The organism is Sulfurospirillum sp. hDNRA2, assembly GCF_024206095.2.
Classification (GTDB): domain Bacteria; phylum Campylobacterota; class Campylobacteria; order Campylobacterales; family Sulfurospirillaceae; genus Sulfurospirillum.
In genome coordinates, this window is record NZ_CP159800.1 from 624718 (window position 1) to 640188 (window position 15471).

A 15471-nucleotide genomic window follows, 5' to 3' on the forward strand; every position below is an offset into this window, starting at 1 on the left:
TTACATGTACTCTTTTAAAACGTCGGGAATCGCGATGCTCCCGTCTTCTTGTTGGTAATTTTCCATCAGTGCGATTAACGTACGTCCGACGGCTAACGAAGAGCCGTTGAGCGTATGAACGAGACGGTTTTTACCGTTATCTTTGAAGCGAATTTTCGCGCGTCTGGCTTGAAAATCAAAGGTGTTGGAGACGGAACTGATCTCACGGTAACGGTTTTGTCCGGGAAGCCAGACTTCCAAATCGACCGTTTTGGCGGCACTAAAACCGAGGTCTCCGCCGCAGAGCATTAAATGGCGGTGCGGAAGCCCTAAAGAGGTCAACAAATCGGAAGCGCACGAGAGCATCTCGTCAAAAACGGCTTCGCTTTGCTCGGGCGTCGTGATGCTGACCAGCTCGACTTTATCGAACTGATGTTGGCGAATCATACCGCGAGTATCTTTACCGGCACTGCCCGCTTCTTTACGAAAACACGCCGAATAACATGTCATTTTAATAGGCAACTCTTCTTGCGTTAGAATTTCGTCTCGAAAGAGGTTGGTTACGGGTACTTCGGCAGTCGGAATGAGAAAAAGCTCTTCGCCTTCGATTTTAAACAGATCGTCTTCGAATTTGGGCAATTGTCCCGTTCCCATCAAGGTTTCGCGGTTGACGATGTACGGAACGCACACCTCGTGAAAGCCGCGTTTACGGTTAAAATCCAACATATAATTAATTAAGGCGCGTTCAAGCCGTGCCGCTTCGTTTTTCAGAACGCTAAAACGGCTTTTGGAGAGTTTGACGCCGCGCTCAAAATCGATCCAATTTTGTTTGATATCCAAATCCCAATGCTCTTTGGGCGTAAAGGAGAAGACGCGAGGTTCTAAAACGCGTTTGAGTTCGACGTTATCGTTTTCGTCTTCACCTTCGGGAACAAGGGAAGAGGGCATATTGGGAATGACGGAGGCTTGTATTTCCATTTGTTCTTCCAATGCCCGAACGATCTCTTGTGCTTCGGCGATTTTTGCTTTATTGTCCGCGAGTTCCGCTTTGAGTGCGCTCACGTCTTTACCTTCTTTCGCGTAAACGCCGAAGAGTTTGCTTTTGGTGTTTTGCTCCGCTTGCAAAGGCTCCAGCACGATGCGCGCATTTTTAAGCTCCAACGAGAGCGTTCGAAGATTTTCCAACAGACTTTCGTCGACTTTTTTCTTGCGAAGCGCGGTCGCTACGGTTTCAAAATCATTTTGTATCAGTTTAATATCTAACATAAAAGTTCCTAACGATAAATTCCGACAAGGTCGCGTACGATTTTCATTTTTGCAGAAGCGATGGTGCGGGCTTTTTGCGCGCCGGCTTCTAAAATCTCGATCACTTCGTTTGGATGGTCTAAAAAGTAGGCACGTTTTTCGCGCGCGCTTGCAAAATAGTTCCAAACCAATTCGTTCAAATAGGCTTTAAAATGCCCGTATCCTTCGCCGCCTTTTGCGTAACGTTCTTTTAACGCCTCTACTTCGTCATTTTTCAAAAAGAGTTTAGCCAAAGCAAAAACGTTACATGTCGTGTAGTCTTTGGGCTCTTCTAAGGGAGTGGAATCGGTAACGACACGGGCAATCGTCTTTTTGAGCTCTTTTTCGCCGCAAAAAATATCGATCGTATTGCCGTAGCTTTTACTCATTTTCGCACCGTCGATACCCGGAACCGTGGCGACTTCTTCTTCGACTTTAAAGGTAGGGACGGTAAAAATTTCCCCGAAATCGTTGTTGAATTTGATGGCGATGTCGCGTGCGATTTCGACATGTTGAATCTGATCTTTGCCGACGGGAATCACGTCTGCGTCGTAGAGCAAAATATCTGCCGCCATTAAGACGGGATACGAAAAGAGCGAATGGTTTGCGGCAATGCCCTTGGCGACTTTGTCTTTATAGCTGTGCGCACGCTCCAATAAGCCCATCGGCGTGTATCCGGAGAGAATCCAATAGAGCTCCAATACTTCTTTGACGTCCGATTGTACCCATAGCGTGGACTTGGAAGGATCGATACCTAAAGCCATAAAATTGATCGCCGCGTCTAGCGTGTTTTGCTTAAGTGCCGGAGCGTTTTTTAACGAAGTTAGCGCATGGTAGTTCGGAATAAAAATAAACAAATCGCTCTTTTCCTGTAAATCGACCATTTGTTTGATCGCACCGAAATAATTGCCGATATGAAGGGCACCGGAGGGTTGAATTCCCGTTAAGACTCGCATCGTTTTTTAATCCTTTTTAATTTTAAAACTTTGATGATTTCCGCGACGATCTCTTGGACAGAGCGGTTTTCGACGTCGATCATCACGTCGGCTTTTTTTGCGTACAAAGGAGCACGCTCTTCAAACAAAGCCCTAGCTTTTGCCTCGTCGCTTAAAAGCGGTCGTTTGGCAAGTTTTAGGTCGGCTTTTTCGTGTGAGAGCAGTCGCGCCATGATGCCTTCGTACGAAGATCGGAGGTAGACGACGGTGCCGATTTTCTCCAAATTGTCGGTTTTAAAAAAGCCTCCGCCGGTTGAGATGATGGCATTTTGAACGTTTTTTTGAAGCCATTTGGCAGTCTTTTTCTCGAGTTTTCGAAACGCTACTTCGCCGTCTTTTTCAAAAATCTCTTTGATTTTTCGGTTTTCCATGCTCTCGATCAGATCGTCCGTGTCCAGTCCGAAACGATCGGTTGCTTGAATCAACGCACGCGCGATTGTTCCTTTTCCCACGCCCATAAAGCCGATAAAAACGATATTTTTATTTTTAGGATCAAGCATTGTCTTGCTCATTTTGTTCGTCTTTTTCGCCTTTGGCGCGCGGGTAGATCAAAATAGGCGTGCCCTCGAGGTTGAACGTGTCGCGAAGGCGGTTCGCCAAATAACGTCGGTAGCTAAAATGCAAAGATCGCGGTTTGTTCATTACCAGTACGATGCGCGGCGGTTTGCTTTGGTATTGGGTGGCAAAATAGATTTTAACGACTTTGGCGTGATCGCTCGGGATTTGATGTTTGATCGTCGCTTCTTTGATGACTTCGTTAAGACGCGCGGTCGGAATGCGTTGCGCATAGTTTTCGTAAACGCTCAAAAGCATCTCTTTGATCTTGGAGACGCGTTGCTTCGTCAATGCCGAAACGCTAATCAGCGGCGCGTAAGAGAGAAATTTAAAACGATCTCTGACTTCTTTCATGATCTCTTCATACTCGACGCTCGCTTTGTCCCATTTGTTTAAAACGATGATGCATGCGAGATTGTTCTCTTCCACGAGTCCGGCGATGCGTTCGTCGAGTTCTTTAAAAGGCTCGCTGGCGTCTAACACCAATAAAGCGATATTGGCACGCTCTAACATCTCTTTGGTGCGCATTAAAGCGAATTTTTCGATACCTTCGATTTTTCCGCGACGGCGAAGTCCCGCCGTATCGACGAAATTGATGATTTTTTCGTTGTACTCTATGGCTTCGTCGACCGGATCGATCGTCGTTCCTTCGATGCTGCTGACGACGGCGCGTTGTTTTCCAACTAAAGCGTTCAGTAGTGAGCTTTTCCCGACGTTGACGCGTCCGATAATCGCGACGTTGATGCGGTTGTCGGGGACGGTTTCTTCTTCGATCGCTTCGGGAAGCTCTTCTTCTTCATTCCAATCGTCCTCTTCGTCCCAATCCTCGTCATCGTCTTCTTCGTCGCTTTCGCTCGCTTCGCTTACGATCGATCCTTCCGGTGTCGGCAGATATGCGGCGATCCACTCTAAGAGTGCGCTTACGCCTCTATTGTGCGAAACGGAGATCGGAAAAACGTTTTCCGCGCCGAATTCGCTAAATTCCCAAGCGCGTTCCATCTCTTTGTCGTTGTCGATTTTGTTAATGACGAGCGCGATCGGTTTATTGCGTGCTTGTAGGGCGTAAAAAATCTTTTTCTCTTCATCGCTCGGAAGCCGTTTTCCGTCAACGACCATGAGTAAAATGTCGGCTTTTTTGGACGTTTCCATCGACATGTCGTGAACGTTGGCGAACAATTCCGAAGAGCGATCGAGCCCGCCGGTGTCTAAAATAATGCACGATTTTTCGCCGATGAAGACTTCATGGGATTTGATATCGCGTGTCGTGCCGCTAAAATCGGAAGTAATAGCGATACGTTGTTTGGCGATGCGGTTGAATAACGAGCTTTTGCCCACGTTGGGCAGCCCGATAATGGCTATTTTTTTCATACGAACCTTTTGTAAAGATAACCTAAATGAGATACATTATAGCGTTGCTTTGCTGTTATTTTGGTAAACTCTCGACGTAGAGCGTCTGAGAAGGGAACGCAAACTGCGCGCCGTTACGCTCGACGATACGCATAATTTTAAGATTGACGTCTTGTCTGACATGTAAGAATTCCGCCCAAACCGTCGTTTTGGTAAAAAAGTAAAGAAAAATGCTGAGCGCACTGTCTTGAAATTCGTCGAAATAGACCAAAATCGTCTCTTGGTGAATATCGGGATGGTTCTTGAGCATCGCGGTAATTTCCTCGACGATCGTTTGGATTTGCTCGACGCCGGTAGCATACGTCAGACCGATGCGGGTATTGATGCGGCGTTTACCCATACGCGTCCAATTGGTAATGGGCGTATTGGCGACCGTGGCGTTGGGCACGCTCACTAAGGCTTGCGCGAAGGTGCGCACTTTGGTAGATCGAATGCCGATTTCTTCGATAATACCTTCTACGACGGGCGTTTGAATCCAATCGCCGACTTTAAACGGGCGGTCGCTGAAGATAACCAACGAGCCGAATAAATTGGCGATCGTGTCTTTGGCCGCCAATGCAAATGCCAAACCTCCGAGGCCCAAAGAGGCGACAAACGCACTTACGTTAATGCCCCATTCTTGTAAAATCGCCATCACGCCGATAGCAATAATAAGAACGCGAAGCGTTTTAATCAAAAAGTTTTGAATGTCCGAGTGAAGTTCTTTGCCGAATTTGGACGAAAAGAGGTTGAAAAGGTTTGAAAACGCTTCGACCAAACGGTACAAAATCCAAAAAACGACGAAGCTAAGACACGAACGCACAAACAGCTCTAAAAAGCGGTCGATATTTTTAAACGGCAACCACTTGATCGCAAAATAAAGACCGAATAAGACGATGGAGAGTTTGAGCGGTTCTTCGATAACGTCGAGAATTTTATTTTGGTTGTCCTCTTTTTTGCCTTGATGCGAACGCTTACGCAGCGGTTTGAGCAACAGTTTGCTGATGATGCGACGAAAGAGCAGCGACGAGAAAAAGATGAGTAGCGCGATACCGACGTTGGCGATCGGAAAGCCCCAAAGCGAATAATTCAAGATGGATTCAATATTCATGACGTCTCCAAGCTAAGAGGTAAAAATCAACGAATTTTAACACGGAAAGGATTAAGATAACGTATTTTAGGTTACATGTGGAGTCGGTGTGGGAGCTTTTATTTCAGGGATGAATCGCGGCGTTTTGTTTATGCTCGTTTCATCGTTTAGTTTTGCAATCGACGGAGCATTTGCAAAAGTGCTGAGTCAGGATTTCGATTCGGTCGAGGTGGTCTTTTTCCGTAACGGACTTACGATGTGCCTTATGGCGGCGACGTTTTTACGAAAACCTCTCAAACAAGTCGGCGGAAAGCCTTGGTTACTTCTCTTCCGTGCACTCATCGGCTTTTTTTCGATGCTAGTTTTTTTCTACAATATCGCGCATATTCCGCTTGCGGATGCGATGACGTTTTCACGAACCGCGCCTATTTTTACCGCAATTTTGGCGTTTTTCTTTTTGAAAGAACATATTGGCTGGAAAGGTTGGGTTGCGGTTTTCTTCGGTTTTGTGGGTATCGTCATGGTGATGAAACCCGGCGAATTGATGCTTTCTAAAACTGATTTTTTCGGCATCATGAGCGGTTTAGGCGCAGCATTGGCGTACACGAGCGTTCGCGAACTCAATAAAGTTTACGATACGCGCATTATCGTTTTGGCGTTTGTTTCGACCGGAACGGTTTTTCCGGCGTTGTTTATGCTTTTGAGCGAATTTTACCATACGCCGATGTTTGATTTTATGCTCGGAAATTTCAAAATGCCCTCAGGCGTTCAGTGGCTTTACATCGGTTTGATGGGCTTTTCGGGTGCGGTAGGGCAATTGTATATGACCAAAGCGTTCGGGACGACCAAAGCGGGTATCGTCGGGGCGGCTGGGTATTCGATTATCTTCTTTTCGCTCTTGATCGGATTGTTTTTGGGCGATCCTTTACCGGATTTTATGGGTCTATTTGGTATACTCTTGGTTATTTTGAGCGGCGTTATCGTCGCTAAGGAGAAAGAATGATTTTAATTGCAGGACCGTGCGTTATCGAAAGTCGCGAAAATCTTTTTCGGGTTGCCGAAAAATTGATGACGTACCATGAAGATTCTACTATCGATTTTTACTTTAAATCCAGTTTCGACAAAGCCAATCGCACCAGCATCGACAGTTTCAGAGGTCCGGGGCTTGACGCGGGACTTAAGTTGCTCGAAGAAGTTAGAACACAGTTTGGCTACAAGCTTTTGACAGATATTCACGACTACACGCAGGCAAAGCCTGTGGGAGAAGTCGTCGACGTGTTGCAAATCCCCGCTTTTTTATGCCGCCAAACCGATTTGTTGGTTGCCGCCGCGCAGACGAAATGCGTCGTGAACATTAAAAAAGGTCAATTTTTAAATCCCGCCGATATGCGTTATTCGGTCAAAAAAGTGTTGGATACGCGCGGCGTGAAAGAAGAAGGGTACGATGCCGCCAAACAAGCGGGCGTGTGGTTGACCGAGCGAGGCTCGACGTTTGGATACGGCAATTTGGTCGTGGATATGCGCAGTTTCGAAATTATGCGCTCGTTTGCTCCGGTCATTTTCGATGCGACGCATTCGGTTCAAATGCCCGGAACCGAGGGCGGTAAAAGCGGAGGAAAACGCGAGTTCGTGCGTCCGCTTTCGCGTGCGGCGGCTGCCGTGGGCGTGGACGGGTTCTTTTTTGAGACCCATTTCGATCCGTGCATCGCGTTATGCGACGGACCGAATATGCTCTACTTGGAAGACTTAGACGCGGCGATTAAAGACATTCAAGCGATTCAAAACAGCCTAAAGGCCTAACATGCAACTCGTCCCCACGCGCAATATCCTGCTCAACGTCGGAAGTGCGGCAGAAAAAAGGCAAGAGATACGCGACTATTTTCTGAAAACCTATACGGTTTACGAAAGATTGTTCGAGGTGATGAAAGAGGACGAAAGTTATTACGTGACCGCCGATCCTTTGCGGCATCCTTTGGTCTTTTATTTCGGACATACGGCAACGTTTTTCATTAACAAACTGGTGCTTGCCAAGCTCATCGACAAGCGCATTAATCCGACCTACGAGTCGATTTTTGCGATCGGCGTGGACGAAATGAGCTGGGACGATCTGGATCAAGCGCATTATCAATGGCCTAAAATTGCCGAAATTCGTGCTTACCGCGATGCGGTCAAAACCAAAGTATTAGAGCTGATCGACACCTTGCCTCTTTCCATGCCTATAACGTGGGAAAGCCCGTTTTGGGCGATCTTGATGGGGATCGAGCATGAGCGGATTCACTTGGAGACCTCTTCGGTTTTAATACGCCAATTGCCCTTAGCGTACGTGCAAACGCATCCGTTTTGGAAAATATGTCCGATCGACACGCCCGTCGTGCAAAACCGTTTGATCGATGTTGCGGGCACGACGCTTCGTTTGGAAAAACGCAAAGACGATGCGCTTTACGGTTGGGATAACGAATACGGCTTACATGTCAAAGAGGTTCACGACTTCAAAGCTTCCCGATTTCTTGTTTCCAATGCCGAATTTTTGGCGTTTGTGGAAGATGGCGGATACGAAGAGGCGCGTTTTTGGAGCGAAGAAGGTTGGAAATGGCGAACCTACAAAGAGGCGAGAATGCCGCTTTTTTGGAGAAAAACCGATGCGGGTTATTACTTGCGAACGATGGTCGAAGAGATCGCAATGCCGTGGAGCTGGCCGGTAGACGTTAACTTCCTCGAAGCCGAGGCGTTTTGCAACTGGAAAAGTGCCAAAGAAGCTAAAAGCATTCGCTTACCGAGCGAGGACGAATGGTACGTGCTTCGAGACTTACATGTACAAAACGACGAACCGTTTTGGGACAAAGCACCGGGTAACGTGAACCTCGAATACTTCGCTTCTTCCGTACCCGTGGATACGTTTGCGTTCGGCGATTTTTACGATATTATCGGTAACGTCTGGCAATGGACGCAAACGCCGATCAATGGATTTGACGGATTTAGCGTTCATCCGCTGTACGACGATTTTTCCGTACCGACGTTTGACGACAGACACAATCTCATCAAAGGCGGCTCGTGGATCAGCACGGGAAATGAGCTCATTCGCGCTTCGCGTTATGCGTTTCGCCGCCATTTTTACCAACATGCGGGATTTCGCTACGTCGAGTCGGAAGAAAGCGTTGAGACGCATTCGGTCTTTTACGAAACCGATCCGCAGCTCTCTTTACTATGCCATGCGCATTTCGGAGAGAAAGAAAATAACTATTATGAAGCGATAGCGCGTGTCTGCAAAGGGCTTGAAGGAGAAAAGAACAAAGCTTTGGAAATCGGATGCGGCGCGGGACGAGCGACGTTTGCGCTGGCATCGGATTACAAAATGGTGCACGGTGTAGAGTTTACCGCACGCGTGGTTCGTTTGGCGACGAATTTCAAAGAGAGCGGAAAGCTCAAATACGCGCTCAAAGTCGAGGGCGAATTGTGCTGTTTTGAGGAGCGCGATTTGAGCGATTTTAACATCGATCCCGCGCGGCAAAAAGTCGAATTTTGGCAAGCCGATCCGCACAATATGAAGCCCTATTTCGACGGATACGATTTGGTTTTGCTCAACGATGCTTTGGACACGCTTTACGATCCGGCACTTTTTCTCAAAACGATCGGCACACGCATGCGTACGGGGGCGTTTTTAGTCATCGCGAGCGGTTACGACTGGGACGAAAGTAAAACACCTCGCGCAAAATGGCTGGGCGGCTTTAAGAAAAACGGCGAAAAATATAGCACGTTCGATGCTTTACACGAGCATTTGGAACCGACGTTTGAATTGGCACAAAAAGCGTTTGACATGCCTTTAATACGCTATGAAAATGAACGTAAGAGCGTGATAAAAACCTTACATGTCAGTGTTTGGAAAAAGCGCTAAAGCGTCCCTAACGAAAAATAGGGTATGATTAAAGACTTTATCCATTTTATTAAAGGATTGCTATGAATATCGTTGAAGGAAAATTATCGTTAAACGGCACGGAAAAGGTCGCCATTATCAATAGCCGATTTAACCACATTATCACCGATCGCTTGGTCGAAGGTGCGCGTGACGCGTTTATTCGTCACGGCGGCGACGAGAAAAATTTAGATCTTATTTTGGTTCCGGGTGCATTTGAAATTCCGATGGCTTTGGACAGGCTTTTAAACGGTGGAAAATACGACGCGGTTTGTTGCGTCGGTGCCGTTATTCGCGGAAGTACGCCGCATTTTGACTATGTTGCCGCGGAAACGACCAAAGGCGTCGCCAATACGGCTTTGAAGTACCAAAAACCGGTCACTTTCGGCGTTTTAACGACCGATACGATCGAACAAGCCATTGAACGAGCGGGCAGCAAAGCCGGCAATAAAGGTTTTGAGGCGATGACGGGATTGATCGAACTGATCAGTCTTTATAAACATTTTTAATTTTTAAGGAAAACGTTTGGCAACACGACATCAAGCAAGAGAAACGATTATCGGCATTTTGTATGCCGAGGATATCGGTAATGCCGGTATCGAAAAATTTATGGACGAGCTTTTCGAAGACAAAAAGATTCGCAATCAGCAAAAAGAGTTTGCTTTAGGACTTTACCACGGCGTGAAAGAGCACTTAATCAATGTCGATGCGTCGATTAACCGCCATTTAAAAGAGTGGAATTTGAGCGAAATCGGAACGATCGAACGGGCGATTTTACGTTTGGGTTGCTACGAGGTTCTTTACACCTCTTTGGACAATGCCGTCGTAATCAACGAAGCGATCGAATTGGCAAAAAAACTGTGTAACGAAACCAGTCCGAAATTTATCAACGGCGTTTTGGATGCCGTGTGTAAAGAGCAGGAAGTGAGTGCATGAAGCTATGCGTTGCCCTCGATCTAGCTGAAAAATCCGACAATCTTGCGTTAGCACGTACCTTAAAAAGCGAAGACATTTGGCTCAAAGTCGGTCTTCGCTCGTTTATTCGCGACGGAAAACCTCTTTTAGAAGAGCTCAAAGCAATCAATCCTTCGTTTAAAATCTTTTTAGACCTCAAACTTCACGATATTCCCAATACGATGGCGGACGCGGCGGAGTCGATCGTCGCGTTGAACGTCGACATGTTCAACGTTCACGCCTCAAGCGGTAAAAAAGCGATGCAAACGGTTATGCAACGCGTCAACACGCTTGCCAACCCTCCGATCGTCTTGGCGGTTACCGCTTTGACAAGCTTCGATAACGCTTCGTTCGAGGCGATTTACCGTACGCCGATTGCGCAAAAAGCCGTTGATTTTGCCACGGATGCGTACGAAAGCGGTATTCACGGCGTCGTATGCTCGGCATATGAAAGTTTGGATATTAAAGCGCATACGAGCGAGCATTTTTTAACGCTAACGCCCGGTATCCGTCCGTTCAACGAGGCAAGCAACGATCAAGAACGCGTCGCGGATCTGAAGGTAGCCGAGGCTCAAAAGTCTGATTTTATCGTTGTCGGTCGACCGATCTATCATCACGCCGATCCGTTAAGTGTTGTTCGAAAAATTTTAGAGTCTATCGCATAAAGAGGTAAATATGATTCAGAAAATTGTGCTAAGTATCGTTTTGTTTTGTGCAGTATCGATCGTTGCGTTTTTTTTACTGATCAAAGTTATCGATTTTAACGAATATAAACCGAAAATTCAAAAAGCCATTAAAGAGAGTACGGGATACGAGATTATGATTCGAGGCGACATCACGCTCTCTCTATCTCCGGTCGGCGTTAGCATCTCCGACATCGAAGTCGCCAATCCCTCTTACCGCTCCGACGTCTCGTTTGCCAAGCTCGGGAGCTTTGACGTAGCCCTTGATATTGCGGCATTGCTTAAAAAAGAGATTAAGATCAAGTATCTTGTTATCGATAACCTTGCTCTGTCGATTGAAAAGAATAAAGAGGGTAAATTGAATTACCTTTTGCCTCCGGTCACCAAAGAAGTCGCGCATAAAAGCTCTTCCGCCAAAAGTAAAAAAGTGGAAGAAATCGAAGCTGAAGAAGATGCTCTTTTTATTAACGTAAATAAGGTTAAATTTACTCATGCTTCGATGACCTATACGGACTTGAGCGATAACGCTAAAATGATGTTTGAAAATATCGACGTCGAGATGAACGATATTCATTTTGATCCGAGTAAGCACTCTTTAAACGGGCTTGTCTTTTTATCTCAAATGCATATCGATAAAATCTCTTACGATCGTTACGTCTTTAACGACGTTTCCATGTCGATGGAGATGAAAGATGCGGTCGGTGTCAGTGAAAACCTTAAATACACGCTTTTTGATACACTCTTTCAAGGAAGCGGAAAATTTGACTTTAGCGGGAAACAGCCGAAAATTTCGTTAAAGCATAAAATTGAAGGTCTAAAACTGGCACCGTTTATCAAAGGGATGTTTCAGCAAGATATTGCAGAAGGCACGGCTGAAGGTGATTTGAAGCTTTCTTTTACGGCGGGCGATGCACTGAGTTTCAAAACAACGCTTAACGGGTACGTCAATCTTTTCGGTAAAAACGTCACGCTAAAAGGCTACGACCTCGATCAAATCGCTCCTCTTGTCGATACGCACGCTTCAAAAAATTTAGGCACTATTCTTAACAGCTCATTAAACGGAGTGCAAGGCGGAAAAACGACGGTTCAGGAGATCAGTATGCGGGTCGATATCGGTTATTCCGAAATCGAGCTCAGCGACGTAGCCTTTAGTACCGCAAAGAACAGAGTCGCCTTAAAAGGTAAAATCAATATCGTCGAAGAGAAATTCGTCGATTTGAAAGCTGCGTTACTCAATGCCAAAGGATGCAGCGTTTTTGAACAAAAAATAAGCGGTACGTTTGCAAAACCGAAGGTCAAAATGGACGAATCGAACGCGAAAATTTTAACCAATGTGGCATTGTCGTTTTTTACCAAAAACGATAAAAGTACGGCGGATAGTAATTGTACGGTTTTTTACGAAGGCGTTATTGCCCAGCCCGTACCGTTGAAAGAAGATACGAAGCTGGAATAGGTTTTGCTTTTTAAAGCTCGTAAACGATCTTTAAAAGGAGTACCCTATGCATTTTATAGAAGGTGTCGAGCTTATCGTAATGCTCAAAAGTAAAATAGAAGAGGCGAAAAAAACGGATCAAGATTCGGTCAAAAAACTTCAAAAACTGCTTGATAAGCTCTTACAATCCAAAGATCCGGTCTATATTTGACCGTCGCAAAGAGCTTAAGAAAGGCTTTAAGCTCTTTGTTATCTATGTTTGCTATAATTGCACTCTACTTTTTCTTGGACAGATGGGTGAGTGGCTGAAACCACACCCCTGCTAAGGGTGCGTCGGGGCAACCTGACCGAGGGTTCAAATCCCTCTCTGTCCGCCACCGTGTTTTTAACCCCCATTTCTAGGCACTTTGAGAACAGCAAAAACCTACTGTGCCCAAAACGTGCCCAAAACGTTACGCAACTTGCTCTAAAAACGTAGCTCTTTTCCTATTTTTTAGCCTACAATATCGCGCATATTTTTCCAAAGTCATGGAAGAGTGTTTGTGACCTAACATGTTTGAAACCCATAAAATATCTTCTCCGTTAGAGATCATTAAACTTGCGAATGAATGTCTCATTTGATAAAGATTTCGATAAGGGATACCCAGTCTTTCAAGTGTTGGCTTCCAATAGTGTGAGCTAATTTTATCACACGTATTGTAAGGTAAGCCCTCATAAGTTTCAAACACATATACATTTGTTTGAGAGCAAATTTCTCTATGCCGTAGTAAAAAAGGCATGAGAACGTCTATGATCTCAACGGTGCGTACACTGTTTTTGGTTTTAGGGAGTGTTTCTGTGCCTTGCCTTCTACTTCGTTCGACATAAAAACTTCTATCGTCAAAATCAAAATCTTCCCATTTTAGACCAATAATTTCACCTGTCCTAAGACCTGTAAAAAAACCAATAGCAAAAAAGGCTTTGATATGTTCAGGCATTGCCTTTAAAATAGCAAAAATCTCTTCTTTCGAAAAAGGGTTTTTTACTCTAAACTCTTCATCTTTTGGAGAGCGAATAAGGCTAAAAGGATTACGTGTAATAATTTCATCTTTTCTAGCATCTTCAAAAAGTGTATAAAAGACGGTACGTATGCCTTTAACTGTTTTACCCGTAATCTTTGTTAAGAGATTATTTTGCCAACGTGCCAATTCTGATGGTTTTATTTGATCTAAACGTCTTTTCTCAAAATGAGGTTTGATATGAATTTCATAAAGCCTGATGTAACGCTTTTGTGTAAACTCTCTTCGCTCATTTTGATGAATTTCAAAGCTGATTTGAGCGAACTCCCCAACCGTTGGAACTTTCTTTTCATCGTTGTTAAAGAACTCCCCTGAATTCAGTTTGTATTGAATTTCAGGGATAAGGGTTTGTTGGGCATATTTGCGATTTTGTTTTGTATCAATCAAGTTGAGTGATTTACGGTATCTTGTTGATTGATGATAAAACGTTATCCACAATTTGCCGTCGCGATTTACGAGTGTCATTGGTTCTAAATCCTTCCAATACCCAAGAGTCAATCGCAACTCTGTCGAAGAGAATTTTACCCGTTTTTTTATAAAAGTGAATGTCCTCTAAAAACGTCTCTTCTTTGAGGTGATAGATGTGATCTTTTGAGTACCCTAAATATTGTGCAAGCTCTTTGACCGTCAGCCAGCGTTTTTCCGTTTGTCTCATCAAACTTTTTTTAATAAGCTCGATATCTTTTGCCATCTCTTTGATAAGGTTTATGTTTTCCATCTCGATCATGGCATATCCTTTAAAACGGAATATCAGGTTTGAGCTTACGCCTAACGGCTTCGGCATAAGCGATTTTATAACGATGATAAATTTGTTTTGAGTCGATATGTTCTTGATTAAAATCTTGACTGATATCTTCTAAATAGCTCAACAGTTCGTAATCGCTCAATTTATCGACCGATAACACGTTAACGGGTTTAATAAGTTGCCCGTCTCTTAATAATCTAAAATGTTGAACGCTTCCGTTAAACTGTTTAATCTCGATAGGAATAAAAGCTTTGGCATAGTGAAACGGTTTAGGGCTTGGACGTTTCGGCTCTTGTAATTCATTGACGGTTTCGTTCAAATTGTGAATCAGCATTGTTTCGTTAATCGGTACGGAATTGATTAACCCTTTACGAATTAAAAGCTTATATTCTGTGATAAAACGAGTTTCATCGTATAGGTAGGCTTTACGTTTGATTCTCTCTAGCGGTGACGTGATTTGTAAAAAAGATTCGAGGCGGTAGCGTTCTTTGATAAAGTCCCAAATCGGTAAGCTTTTCGCTCTGTTTTTGGTATTGTTGTCACTATCCTTTTCGCCGATCGAGTTTAGATCAATGAGTCTTATTTCGTCCATTGCCGTTTTAAAGAGCGTTTGCGCCTTTGCCAATGCTTCTTCTAGGGTCGTGATGTTAAAAGCTCTTAAATGGCTTCTATGCATCTCAAATTCAACGTTAAAGACCGGTTGTGTTAAGTCAAACCCGTTGAGCCTAAAATACGCTTCCATAAGCTCTTGTTTTTTGGATTGTTTGAGTTCACGCGATTTATTGTAAAGTCTGAGACGAAAGGGAGGCTTACCCACGTAAAGCGTTTGAATCGTGCTTGAATCTCCGATTTCGCTAATAGCAGCATAATTTCTTTTTTTAGTCACAAACATACGCTTATCCACAAAGCCAAAATCGTATTGAATAAAACAATTCAAATCGATTCGCGTCACGGGATGCGCTTGTGTGATAAAGCCTTCTAACATTTCATCGATAAACGCAATCACGGATTTGAGACCGACGGTGTAAATTCCGTTACCGAGTAACTGTACTCGAATATCGTGTAAGCCTCGATTGGTTAGAGTATCTTTGAATCCGATCTTAAAAAATTCATTGATGTCTTTAAACCAATGATAGCCTTCACTTTTTCCAAGAGAGGAAAGCGTGATTTGATTGATGTTGATACTAATATCAGCATTGTCATATTCAATCTCCTTTTGCTCAAACTTACCTTTGATACGCTCTATCTGATCTAAGATATCCAAAAAGAGATCATCATAGTTTAATGAACTCTCACAAAAGTAATACAGCGTATCAATGCCGCATACGTATGGTATCTCTTCAAAATTTTTCATCATCATTGTTTTCCTTATACGTTTGGGAAGGGGTATTACTATATAC

Annotated in this window: 16 protein-coding genes and 1 tRNA gene; 9 read left to right on the forward strand and 8 right to left on the reverse strand. The window is 44.4% G+C overall.

The features are described 5' to 3' along the window. The 5 genes from serS to NL930_RS03320 are packed head-to-tail and all read right to left on the reverse strand — an operon-like array spanning position 1 to position 5310. Positions 1 to 1245 carry a serine--tRNA ligase gene (gene serS, locus NL930_RS03300; RefSeq protein WP_254377403.1) on the reverse strand — a complete coding sequence of 415 codons (1245 nt, stop codon included), beginning with the start codon at positions 1243 to 1245 and terminating at the stop codon, positions 1 to 3. Positions 1246 to 1253: 8 nt separating this feature from the next. Further along, the gene (gene trpS, locus NL930_RS03305) at positions 1254 to 2219 is read right to left on the reverse strand and encodes a tryptophan--tRNA ligase (protein WP_039674203.1); all 966 of its coding nucleotides are present in this window, start codon (positions 2217 to 2219) and stop codon (positions 1254 to 1256) included. Continuing rightward, entirely contained in the window at positions 2207 to 2770 is a 564-nt protein-coding gene (locus NL930_RS03310; protein WP_254377402.1) for a shikimate kinase, read from the reverse strand. The genes trpS and NL930_RS03310 overlap by 13 nt, the downstream gene beginning before the upstream one ends. Beyond that, a complete protein-coding gene (gene der, locus NL930_RS03315; protein WP_254377401.1) occupies positions 2751 to 4181 on the reverse strand; it encodes a ribosome biogenesis GTPase Der in 1431 nt (476 codons plus the stop codon). The genes NL930_RS03310 and der overlap by 20 nt, the downstream gene beginning before the upstream one ends. A gap of 55 nt (positions 4182 to 4236) precedes the next feature. After that, positions 4237 to 5310 carry a mechanosensitive ion channel family protein gene (locus NL930_RS03320; RefSeq protein WP_254377400.1) on the reverse strand — a complete coding sequence of 358 codons (1074 nt, stop codon included), beginning with the start codon at positions 5308 to 5310 and terminating at the stop codon, positions 4237 to 4239. Between the two features lie 109 nt (positions 5311 to 5419). On the opposite strand from NL930_RS03320, the gene NL930_RS03325 reads away from it, so the two are divergent. From NL930_RS03325 to NL930_RS03365, 9 genes are all read left to right on the forward strand, one after another. Next, entirely contained in the window at positions 5420 to 6292 is an 873-nt protein-coding gene (locus NL930_RS03325) for a DMT family transporter (RefSeq protein ID WP_039674313.1), read from the forward strand. After that, on the forward strand, positions 6289 to 7089 hold the full coding sequence (kdsA, locus tag NL930_RS03330; RefSeq protein WP_039674197.1) for a 3-deoxy-8-phosphooctulonate synthase: 801 nt from the start codon (positions 6289 to 6291) through the stop codon (positions 7087 to 7089). The genes NL930_RS03325 and kdsA overlap by 4 nt, the downstream gene beginning before the upstream one ends. Before the next feature lies 1 nt (position 7090). After that, positions 7091 to 9181: a 5-histidylcysteine sulfoxide synthase gene (gene ovoA, locus NL930_RS03335; RefSeq protein WP_254377399.1), complete on the forward strand. Its 2091-nt coding sequence runs from the start codon at positions 7091 to 7093 to the stop codon at positions 9179 to 9181. 62 nt (positions 9182 to 9243) lie between these two features. Next, positions 9244 to 9708 (forward strand): 6,7-dimethyl-8-ribityllumazine synthase, encoded by a 465-nt coding sequence (gene ribH, locus NL930_RS03340; RefSeq protein WP_039674194.1) that lies wholly within the window; start codon positions 9244 to 9246, stop codon positions 9706 to 9708. Positions 9709 to 9724: 16 nt separating this feature from the next. Then, on the forward strand, positions 9725 to 10135 hold the full coding sequence (nusB, locus tag NL930_RS03345) for a transcription antitermination factor NusB (protein WP_039674192.1): 411 nt from the start codon (positions 9725 to 9727) through the stop codon (positions 10133 to 10135). After that, positions 10132 to 10818, forward strand: a complete 687-nt coding sequence (pyrF, locus tag NL930_RS03350; protein ID WP_254377398.1) for an orotidine-5'-phosphate decarboxylase — start codon at positions 10132 to 10134, stop codon at positions 10816 to 10818. Before nusB ends, pyrF begins: the two co-directional genes overlap by 4 nt. Positions 10819 to 10828: 10 nt before the next feature. Beyond that, entirely contained in the window at positions 10829 to 12289 is a 1461-nt protein-coding gene (locus tag NL930_RS03355) for an AsmA family protein (protein WP_254377397.1), read from the forward strand. Positions 12290 to 12335: 46 nt separating this feature from the next. Next, positions 12336 to 12479, forward strand: coding sequence for a hypothetical protein (locus NL930_RS03360; protein WP_173636952.1), 144 nt, complete (start codon positions 12336 to 12338; stop codon positions 12477 to 12479). A gap of 76 nt (positions 12480 to 12555) precedes the next feature. Beyond that, positions 12556 to 12645 (forward strand) — tRNA-Ser (locus tag NL930_RS03365). A gap of 75 nt (positions 12646 to 12720) precedes the next feature. On the opposite strand, the gene NL930_RS03370 is transcribed toward NL930_RS03365, so the two are convergent. The 3 genes from NL930_RS03370 to NL930_RS03380 are packed head-to-tail and all read right to left on the reverse strand — an operon-like array spanning position 12721 to position 15428. Further along, a complete protein-coding gene (locus NL930_RS03370) occupies positions 12721 to 13791 on the reverse strand; it encodes a tyrosine-type recombinase/integrase (RefSeq protein ID WP_254377396.1) in 1071 nt (356 codons plus the stop codon). Then, on the reverse strand, positions 13724 to 14053 hold the full coding sequence (locus NL930_RS03375) for an AlpA family transcriptional regulator (RefSeq protein ID WP_254377395.1): 330 nt from the start codon (positions 14051 to 14053) through the stop codon (positions 13724 to 13726). The genes NL930_RS03370 and NL930_RS03375 overlap by 68 nt, the downstream gene beginning before the upstream one ends. A 10-nt stretch (positions 14054 to 14063) precedes the next feature. Next, positions 14064 to 15428 carry a hypothetical protein gene (locus NL930_RS03380; RefSeq protein WP_354672763.1) on the reverse strand — a complete coding sequence of 455 codons (1365 nt, stop codon included), beginning with the start codon at positions 15426 to 15428 and terminating at the stop codon, positions 14064 to 14066. Positions 15429 to 15471: the final 43 nt, after the last annotated feature.